We start from the raw sequence: 9,333 nt of genomic DNA, 5'->3' as shown, positions 1-9,333 counted from the left end.
CCTTTTGTGCGGATACACACTGCTTTTGTGCGGATGCGTCTCTTTTGTGCGGATAGCCGCTGCTTTTGTTCGGATGGCTGCTCCTTTTGTTCGCATACGACTCTCTTTTGTGCGGATGCGTCTCTTTTGTGCGGATAGCCGCTGCTTTTGTTCGGATACGACTTCTTTTGTGCGCATAGCTGCTACTTTTGTTCGGATACACACTGCTTTTGTTCGCATACGTCTTCCTTTTGTGCGGATAGCCGCTCCTTTTGTTCGCATACGACTTCTTTTGTGCGGATAACCTCTCCTTTTGTGCGGATACACACTGCTTTTGTTCGGATAGCTACTGCTCTTGTTCGGATACGTCTCTTTTGTGCGCATAACCGCTACTTTTGTTCGCATACGAAGTCAAGTCCTTAATATTGTGTAAATTACTTTTAGAATGTTTTCAACCTTAAATTACAAGTTCATATTGCGGTGAATAACCACCCCATTCCTAACACTTTTTCGGCCTTAACTTCCTGGGGGAAAGCGTTCATATTCAGTAAAGGCTGTCAAAGGCTCTTTTCACTTTGATAGCCTTTACTGAATATGAAACAATCCCTGGAATGGAAGTTAATGACTGACGAAAAATTATTTATCATTTTGAGAGTGATTTTCTTTTTTCATAATTCGTTTTTTGATATTCCATTAGCACTGCTCCCACTAGGCGAAATGCAGATTGTGTATTGGGGAATATACGTATGACAGTTTCTCGTCTTCGTACTTCTTGATTTAAACGTTCAAGTGAATTTGTACTTCGAATATGTTTGCGAATTGGCTCTGGGAAATTCATGTATTGAATGGTATCTTCGAACCCTTCATCCAGGATTTGAAGAGCCTTTTCATACTTCGAAATACCTGAGAATTGTTCCATTAACTCATCCTTAAACTTACGAATATCCTCGACTGTAATGGCTTCAAAAACACGTTTAATCATAAAACGTATTTCTGTAGAGTCCTTTTTAGGGAGCTTATCAAAAATATTACGTTTAAAATGTACATTACATCTTTGCCATGATGTCCCAATGAATTCACGTTGTATAGCTTTCTGTAACCCTTGATGAGCATCAGAAATAATAAGCTTAGGTGATTGAAGACCACGAGATTTAAGGTGTTGAAAAAAACGACTCCAACTTTCATAACTTTCAACGTGATCAACACTTAATCCAAGTATTTCTCTTTTATCATCTTCAGTAATAGCGGTTGCGATATAAATAGCTTTAGAAACAACACTCTGATGCTCACGAACTTTAATGTACATTGCATCTACAAAGACATAAGGATAATAGGTTGTATTTAATGACCGATTGGCCCATTCGTTCATAATAGGATCTAGTTTTTGTGTTAATGAGGACACAAAAGATTTCGAGACATTTTCACCACAAAGTTGTTCAACTATGTGTGTAACTTTTCTAGTAGAAACTCCGTTTACCACCATTTCTAACATCGATAGAACGAATGCTTGATCACAGCGGGCATACTTTTCAAAGACCGATGGCGAAAACTCACCATTTCGTGTTCTAGGTACTTTAAGTGTCAGCTTTCCAATACTCATCGTTAAATCGCGTTCATAATATCCGTTACGGTAATCACGACGCTCAGTTGAACGTTCATATGAAGTTGCTTGTAAATACTCATCACGTTCTTTTTCCATAAATTCATTTAACACAAGAACAATAGCTGATTTTATAACCGTTTCAATATTAGAATTCATAACTGATTCTTTTAAAACATCCATGTCTAGGCTAAACTGTAATTGAGTCATTTTTACATCCTCTTTTCTAATGTTTATCGTGGTTGAAAACATTCTGTCCAAGAGGAATAAAAATGACTCTTTCTTTTTACACAATTATATGGACTTAATCGCATACGACTTCTTTTGTGCGGATACACACTTCTTTCGTTCGGATACGTCTCTTTTGTGCGGATAGCCGCTCCTTTTGTTCGGATACGACTTCCTTTTGTGCGCATAGCCGCTGCTTTTGTTCGGATGGCTGCTCCTTTTGTTCGCATACCACTCTCTTTTGTGCGGATAGCACACGCTTGTGTTCGGATACGACTCCAAGGTAGATCCATTAAGCACTCACATATTATGATCTACTAATTCATTTCTCTTTTTTAAAATATATCTTTGAATTTTGCCACTAGTAGTTTTGGGTAATTCTTGTATAAACTCAATTTCCTTAGGATATTGGTGTTTTGATAGCTTATTTTTGACAAATACACTCAACTCGTCTTTGAGCGATTCATTCTCATCAGCTGGATTAATCAATTTTACATACGCTTTTACGATTTCGCCTTTTACAGGATCGGGTTTTCCAATAACGGCCGCCTCTCCCACTAAAGGATGCTCTAAAAGACACGCTTCGATTTCAACAGGGCCTATTCTATACCCCGCACTTGATATAACATCATCTGCACGACCTTTATACCAATAGTAGCCATCCTGATCTCTTATCGCTAAATCTCCCGTATAGAAATGGTCATTAATCACTTTTTCATTAAACTTTTCCTCGTTTTTGAAATATCCTAAGCAGAAAAAAGGAATCTGCTTGGCATCTAATATAATTTCTCCCACTTCGCCATCTTTTACTTCTTCGCCTTCACTATTTACAAGCTTGACCTCATATCCAGGTACGACACGTCCCATAGACCCCGGTTTAATAGGAACATCAAGACCATGATAATTTGCAATTATCATACCTGCTTCTGTTGAACCGTATAAATCACAAATTTTTGCGTTGAATGCTTGTTCAACAAACTCCACTAAATCTGTATTAAGCGTTTCACCAGCGCTACTAAACTTCTTTACTTTTAGATTGTATTTTTTAATACGATCCACCCCACTATTTAGCATCATACGAAATGCTGTAGGAGAATATAAAACATTAGTAACCTTATATTCTTCCCATATGCGATATAAGTTTTCCACATCAAAGGATCCTTTATAGACAACGTTTGAAATACCCAAATTCAAGGGACCTAACGTACAATTCATTAATCCGTGCGCCCACCCTAAATCTGGACCACCAAAAACAATATCATCCTCACTTATGCCCATTCCATATTTAAATAATGCATATTCACTGTATAATATTTTATGTGCCCATACTGCCCCTTTAGGAAGTCCTGTAGAGCCCGAAGTATATTGAATAACACATGGATCATTTTCACTTGTAGGCTCTGTTTCGTGAATGGATGAAAACGTATTTAAATAATCCCAAAAATTTAGCCCTTTATCATATACTTCATCTATCCTAATAATCCCAATATTAAGGTCGGAATCTTTTATTTTATTATGCTGTTCGTAATTGGTCACTAATAGCTTGCATTCAGCATTATTTATTCTGTGTAAAATAGCATCAGGACCAAACGCTGTAAATAAAGGAACATACACAGCGCCTATTTTCCATGTAGCTAAGATGGTGATAATTAGTTCCATGTCCTTGCCAAGTAATCCACTTACTTTATCGCCCTTTTTTATCCCATTGTACTTTAGTAAATTAGCCATCCGATTCGATGCTTCTCTTAAACGACTATATGTCCATGTATCTCTGTTTCCATCTTCATCATGCCAATAAATTGCTATTCTATTCGGGTCATCCGCCCATTTATCACAGCATTCGTGTGCCAAGTTGAATTTTTCTTTTGGATTCCAGTCGTATTGTTCGAAAACCTCTGTCCAAGAAAAGTCATCATAATACTGGTTATAGTTCATTTGTACACGCTCCTTATCTAGGCTATTTTACTTGAATAAAAACATCACCTTCTGGCTAGCTTTCTACTCTATTACTCGTTCAATGATTGTTGCATTTGCCATGCCTGCTCCTTCACAAATAGCTTGCAGCCCGTATCGTCCGCCTATTCTTTCTAATTCGTGCATCATTGAAATCATAATACGTGCTCCTGTTGCACCTAACGGATGACCTAAGGCAATAGCACCTCCGTTCGGGTTTAATTTATTCGGATCCGCCTCTAAATCCTTTAGCCATGCTAATGGAACAGGTGCAAATGCTTCATTCACCTCGTAAATATCCATCTCATCTAGGGTTAACCCTGCTTTCTTTAATACTTTGCGTGTTGCCTCAATCGGGCCAGTTAACATAAGCGTAGGATCGGAACCAATCACTGTTCTAGCAATGATTTTAAATCTCGGTTTCACACCAAGCTCTTCTGCCTTTTCCTTTGACATAAGCAATAGCACCGCTGCTCCATCACTCATTTGACTAGAATTACCAGCATGAATTTTCCCGTCCTCTTGGAAGGCCGGCTTTAAATTGGCTAACGCTTCTAGTGTCGTTTCCTTTCTTGGTCCTTCATCATCCTTTACAATTGCGGTTGTACCATCATCCAATGTGACTTCTAAAGGCATAATTTCATCAGAGAAGAAACCTTGCTCCCTAGCATGCAGCGCTCGACGATGACTTTCTACGGAGAATTTGTCCAAGTCCTCACGAGAGAATCCCCATTGATCTGCAATTCGCTCGGCAGAAACTCCTTGGTGAATAATTTCATATTTGGACGTCAACTCTTCACTCCAGCCAGTCTCTTTTCTAGTTGAACCGAACGGAACACGTGACATACTCTCTACACCACCTGCAATAACTACATCCATATCCCCACACATAATAGCCTGTGTCGCAAAATGTATAGCTTGCTGTCCTGAGCCGCATTGACGATCGATCGTTGTGCCTGGAACTTCAATTGGTAAATCTGCGATAAGCGCAGCTGAACGTGCAATATTTATACTTTGCTCTTCAACTTGATGTACGCAGCCTAAAATGACGTCTTCTACTTCTGCAGGGTCTATATTCGCTTTTTTCACTAGCTCTTTTATTGTTTTTGCTACCATTTCATCTGGTCGTATAGACGCTAGGGCTCCCTTTCTTTTCCCTACTGCCGTTCTCACAGCCTCTACAATGTAAACCTCTCTCATAATAGTTCCTCCACTCTGATTCATGATTGAATTTGGCTATCTTTTTCAAGCTGCCTCCCAACTTTTATTTCAAAGTCCACTAGTTTTACAGCATGTGCTGCTATTATTGTGATATACGTAACTCACCAATAATTTGGTTATTATGCTCTCCTAATTTAGGTGCACTTGTACGAATTGAAGCTGGTGTTCGAGATAGTTTAATAGGTATACCAATTTGCTTTACAGAGCCGTTCTCATGCGTGATATCGATAATCATATCTCGGTCTTGGATTTGCGGATCTTCCACCACTTCATCAAAGGTTAGAATTGGGGAGACACAGGTTTCTAAATGTTGAAGTGCTGTCATCCATTCTGCTAGCGTTTTTTCAAGCAGGATCTCCTGAATACGTGTACGCATTTTTTGTTGTATATCACTCGGTGCATTGGATTGCTCAATAAAGCTCTCTTCTCCAATAACCTGACAAAACGATCTCCAAAACTTCTTTTCAAATGCTCCAACAGATATATGGCGGTTATCCTTTGTCCTATAAATACTGTAGCATGCTAAACCTCCACTTAAATCGAGTTGGCCACGCTTCGGTACTTCATTCGTTACTAAATATTGGGGTAATGTTGTTTGTAATAACGAAACCGATCCATCTAACATAGAAATATCAACAAATTGTCCTTTTCCTGAAACAGTCCGTTCAAATAGTGCTAATAAAATGCCCGTAATCGCTTGCTGGGCACCACCTGCGATATCAGCTATTTGAACCGAGGATAAGATCGGTTTCCCCGTTTCCTCTCCTTGTAACTCCATAATGCCGGCATAACTTACAAAGTTCACATCATGTCCTGGCATATTTTTGTAGGGTCCTGTTTGCCCAAACCCTGTAATTGCACAATAAATAAGTTTTTCGTTAATTTCATTTAACACTTCATAGCTTAGGCCTAGTCGTTCCATTACGCCTGGTCGAAATGATTCTAATACAACATCCGCTGTTTTCACTAACTCTTTGAAAATTTGCTTTCCGTCATCACTTTTTAAATCGAGTGTAATACTACGTTTATTTCGATTTAGCGAATGAAACATTGCACCACCCGCATCATCTAGCTTTTCGCTTTCCCAACGCATATAATCGCCTAGTTTAGGCTCCTCGATTTTAATAACATCCGCACCAAAATCCGCTAATACTTGTGTACAATAAGGACCCGGTAATAATCTGCTTAAATCCAATATCTTAATATTGTCTAATGGTAATGACATCACATTCACCTTCCTTTTATAGAAAGAGTTTCTTCTATAAAATATAATTCAAAATACTAACCACTACACGCGTGTTAATTTACCTCTTATTGTTAAAGAGAAAATTGGAATACGTTGATTTCCGCTACGGCTGACTCGCTTTCCGCAGGCACGGCTTCAACTAATTTCTTTCGGCTAATGCCGAAAGAAATGGATTTTCAGCTCGTGCTGTTCCTGCTGGAGTCGAGTCGCCTTCGCTCCAATCAACGAGCAAGCGCCTTTTTATTAATCATTTCACTAAAAAGCACGTTTATGATCTACTAGTATTTGTATAATCAACACATCTATAACCACTATTAATAATTGGAATTACCGTTAGCTACAGACCCATTTTTTTAGCAATAATGTGTTTCATCACTTCATTTGTTCCTGCATAAATCGATGTAACCGCCGTATCACGGAAACGTCTTGCAATCTCATATTCTTCCATATATCCATATCCACCATGTAATTGCATACATTCTACCGAAACTCGTTTAGCTAAATCGCTAATCCACCATTTTGCCATCGATACTTCTGTTACAATATCTTCGCCGTTCATATGCTTCATGACTAAATTATCTACATAATTTCTGCCAATTGAGATTTCAGTTGCCATTTCAGCTAACTTAAATTGCGTATTTTGAAATGCAGATATAGGACTACCGAATGCTGTCCGTTTTTTCGTGTAGTTCATTGTAATATCTAGCATAATTTCTGCTGATTTAATCGCTGAAATAGCTACTATTAAGCGCTCCTGCTGCAAGTTTTTCATTAAATAATAGAAACCATGATTTTCTTCGCCAAGTAATTGATCTGCCGATACTCGTACATCTTCGAAAATTAGCTCACATGTGTCATTTGAGTGCTGTCCAACTTTATCGAGTTTTTTACCCTTTGTAAAACCAGGTGTGCCTGCTTCTATAACGAACAGGCTAATCCCTTTGTAGCCAGGCTCTGCTTTTGGATTTGTTTTGCAGGCAACAATGACTAAATCCGCTGAGTAGCCGTTTGTAATAAACGTTTTTTCTCCGTTAATAATATAGTTGTTCCCGTCCTTGATCGCTGTTGTCCGGATGTTTGCTAAATCAGATCCAGCTCCTGGCTCGGTCATCGCAATGGCTGTAATATATTCCCCGCTGACACAGCCAGGAATCCAACGATTTCTCTGTTCCTCAGTGCCGAAATCATGAATGTACGGGGCAGCAATGTCATTATGCAAGCCAATGCCGACCATCCCTGTGCCAATACTTTCTAATTCCTCGTGAACGATAATCGAATAAAGAAAATCTGCATTCACTCCCCCGTATTCTTCATCTGCCCAAGGGCATAAAAATCCTTGCTCCCCAAGCTTTTTCCAGAAGCTTTTTGGAATACTTTTCTCAGCTTCCCATTGTTGAAAATGAGGTAAAGCCTCTTTTGCTAAAAACTTTCGAAGCGACTCACGAAAAATTTCATGCTCATTTTTCACTTTTAATGCGATCATTTGACATACCTCCGTGTACATTAATTTAAGGATTGTAATTTTGTGATGTGTTATTTATTCGAAAAACTAGGCTTTCGTTTTTCTAAAAATGCTTGTATGCCTTCTTTCGCATCTTCTGTTGCAAATATGTCGGCAAATAAGTTGGCTTCTAGCTCCAAGCCTTTTGTTAATGGCAAATCTACTCCATCATTCACACTTTGTTTAATACGACTGAGTGCCTCTAATGAATAACTAGCGATTTTTGTTGCTAGTTTCATCGTTGCATTTAGTCCCTCACCGTTTGGTACAACTCCATTCACTAAACCAAGCTTTAATGCCTCCTCCGCTAAAATAGGATCGCCTACAAACATTAGCTCCTTCGCCTTTGCTGGGCCTATTAAGCGTGGTAATCGCTGTGTACCTCCTCCGCCAGGAAACAAGCCTAGTTTGACTTCTGGTAAGCCAATTTGAGTGAGCTCTTCAGCAATACGCATATCACAAGCTAGTGATAACTCGCAGCCGCCGCCAAACGTATAGCCATTTAAAAGGGCGATCGTTGGCTTTGGTATATTGGAAATGTACGTTAAGACTGCGTTTGTTTTTAAATTGGTCGCTATAATTTCCTCCCGTGTCTTAGTAATGAGCTCCGGGAATTCTTTAATATCAGCGCCTGCCATAAATGCTTTTTCTCCAGCCCCTGTTAAAATAATGACATTGACGCTTTCATTATGAGCAAGCTCTGTAAACACCTCTTCAAGTTCCGCTACTACCTGATTACTCAGCACATTCATTGGCGGATTATCAATTGTTACGACTGCCACACTATTTTCATGCGTATAGTGAATGAATTGTGTCATTTTCCTACCTCCCTTTTATTTTGGTTGCATACGAATGGCGCCATCTAAACGAATAGTTTCGCCATTTAAATATGCGTTTTCTACAATACTCGTTACTAAATGTGCATACTCCTCAGGGCGACCAAGACGTGATGGGAACGGTACTTGAGCCTCTAATGCTCTTTTTGCTTCATCTGATAGTGAATCAAATAAAGGAGTTTCTATTAAGCCTGGTGCAATCGTATTTACCCGAATTCCTTGTTTGGCAAATTCTCGTGCAATCGGTAAAGTCATACCTACGACTCCACCTTTTGACGCACTATAGGCTGCTTGCCCAATTTGCCCATCAAATGCGGCTACAGAGGCGGTATTAATAATGACACCTCGCTCACCCTTTTCATTCGGCTCGTTTGTAAACATTTTTTCTGCTGCTAATCGGATGACATTAAATGTGCCGATAAGATTTACTTCAATTGTTTTTACGAAATGTGCAAGATTTTGCGCACCCTCTCGTCCAATAACGCGTTGCGGTTGTCCAATGCCCGCACAATTTACAACAATATCAATCTTGCCAAATTTATCGATTGCCTTATTAATAATATTTTGCACTTCTTCCTCATTCACAACATTTGTTTTGACAAACAACACATTGTCTGCACCAAGCCTGTCAACTACTGCATGACTACGTTCCTCTTGTAAATCTAAAATAACTGCTTTCCCGCCATTTTCTACAATGCGCGTTACGGTCGCTTCACCTAAACCAGAGCCTCCACCTGTTACTAAAGCCACTTTATTACGTAATTCCATT

General features: G+C 39.2%; 10 protein-coding genes. 1 reads left to right on the top strand and 9 read right to left on the bottom strand.

Features of this window, described 5'->3' with window-relative positions:
- The 6 genes from V4T18_RS05540 to V4T18_RS05515 form a co-directional block, all read right to left on the bottom strand.
- A partial coding sequence (locus V4T18_RS05540) for a hypothetical protein (protein WP_332647398.1) occupies nt 1–384 on the bottom strand: 384 nt, incomplete at its 3' end.
- Between the two features lie 238 nt (nt 385–622).
- A complete protein-coding gene (locus tag V4T18_RS05535; RefSeq protein ID WP_332647396.1) occupies nt 623–1,789 on the bottom strand; it encodes an IS256 family transposase in 1,167 nt (388 codons plus the stop codon).
- A 23-nt stretch (nt 1,790–1,812) separates the two neighbouring features.
- Nucleotides 1,813–2,100 (bottom strand): hypothetical protein, encoded by a 288-nt coding sequence (locus V4T18_RS05530; RefSeq protein WP_332647393.1) that lies wholly within the window; start codon nt 2,098–2,100, stop codon nt 1,813–1,815.
- 7 nt (nt 2,101–2,107) lie between these two features.
- On the bottom strand, nt 2,108–3,742 hold the full coding sequence (locus V4T18_RS05525; protein ID WP_332647391.1) for an acyl-CoA synthetase: 1,635 nt from the start codon (nt 3,740–3,742) through the stop codon (nt 2,108–2,110).
- A 63-nt stretch (nt 3,743–3,805) separates the two neighbouring features.
- Nucleotides 3,806–4,960: a thiolase family protein gene (locus V4T18_RS05520; RefSeq protein WP_332647390.1), complete on the bottom strand. Its 1,155-nt coding sequence runs from the start codon at nt 4,958–4,960 to the stop codon at nt 3,806–3,808.
- Between the two features lie 103 nt (nt 4,961–5,063).
- On the bottom strand, nt 5,064–6,206 hold the full coding sequence (locus V4T18_RS05515) for a CaiB/BaiF CoA transferase family protein (RefSeq protein ID WP_332647387.1): 1,143 nt from the start codon (nt 6,204–6,206) through the stop codon (nt 5,064–5,066).
- 177 nt (nt 6,207–6,383) lie between these two features.
- Here V4T18_RS05515 and V4T18_RS05510 point away from each other — a divergent pair, with 177 nt between their 5' ends.
- Nucleotides 6,384–6,509 carry a hypothetical protein gene (locus V4T18_RS05510; RefSeq protein ID WP_332646081.1) on the top strand — a complete coding sequence of 42 codons (126 nt, stop codon included), beginning with the start codon at nt 6,384–6,386 and terminating at the stop codon, nt 6,507–6,509.
- A 55-nt stretch (nt 6,510–6,564) separates the two neighbouring features.
- Here V4T18_RS05510 and V4T18_RS05505 read toward each other — a convergent pair whose 3' ends face one another.
- Genes V4T18_RS05505 through V4T18_RS05495 form a run of 3 tightly spaced genes read right to left on the bottom strand, consistent with a single transcriptional unit; the run spans nt 6,565 to nt 9,332 of the window.
- Nucleotides 6,565–7,710 (bottom strand): acyl-CoA dehydrogenase family protein, encoded by a 1,146-nt coding sequence (locus tag V4T18_RS05505; protein ID WP_332647384.1) that lies wholly within the window; start codon nt 7,708–7,710, stop codon nt 6,565–6,567.
- A 50-nt stretch (nt 7,711–7,760) separates the two neighbouring features.
- Nucleotides 7,761–8,546, bottom strand: a complete 786-nt coding sequence (locus V4T18_RS05500) for an enoyl-CoA hydratase/isomerase family protein (RefSeq protein ID WP_332647381.1) — start codon at nt 8,544–8,546, stop codon at nt 7,761–7,763.
- Nucleotides 8,547–8,561: 15 nt separating this feature from the next.
- Entirely contained in the window at nt 8,562–9,332 is a 771-nt protein-coding gene (locus V4T18_RS05495; protein WP_332647378.1) for a 3-hydroxyacyl-CoA dehydrogenase, read from the bottom strand.
- Between the last annotated feature and the right edge of the window lies 1 nt (nt 9,333).

This window comes from Lysinibacillus sp. 54212, from assembly GCF_036662795.1.
GTDB lineage: Bacteria > Bacillota > Bacilli > Bacillales_A > Planococcaceae > Lysinibacillus_B.
Note: the sequence above shows the minus strand (reverse complement) of the source record. Positions and strands in the feature narration are given on the sequence as shown.

Coding starts and splice junctions, on each gene's coding strand:
- V4T18_RS05535 (WP_332647396.1), bottom strand. CDS start 1,789: ATGACTCAATTACAGTTTAGCCTAGACATGGATGTTTTAAAAGAATCA.
- V4T18_RS05530 (WP_332647393.1), bottom strand. CDS start 2,100: ATGGATCTACCTTGGAGTCGTATCCGAACACAAGCGTGTGCTATCCGC.
- V4T18_RS05525 (WP_332647391.1), bottom strand. CDS start 3,742: ATGAACTATAACCAGTATTATGATGACTTTTCTTGGACAGAGGTTTTC.
- V4T18_RS05520 (WP_332647390.1), bottom strand. CDS start 4,960: ATGAGAGAGGTTTACATTGTAGAGGCTGTGAGAACGGCAGTAGGGAAA.
- V4T18_RS05515 (WP_332647387.1), bottom strand. CDS start 6,206: ATGTCATTACCATTAGACAATATTAAGATATTGGATTTAAGCAGATTA.
- V4T18_RS05510 (WP_332646081.1), top strand. CDS start 6,384: ATGCCGAAAGAAATGGATTTTCAGCTCGTGCTGTTCCTGCTGGAGTCG.
- V4T18_RS05505 (WP_332647384.1), bottom strand. CDS start 7,710: ATGATCGCATTAAAAGTGAAAAATGAGCATGAAATTTTTCGTGAGTCG.
- V4T18_RS05500 (WP_332647381.1), bottom strand. CDS start 8,546: ATGACACAATTCATTCACTATACGCATGAAAATAGTGTGGCAGTCGTA.
- V4T18_RS05495 (WP_332647378.1), bottom strand. CDS start 9,332: ATGGAATTACGTAATAAAGTGGCTTTAGTAACAGGTGGAGGCTCTGGT.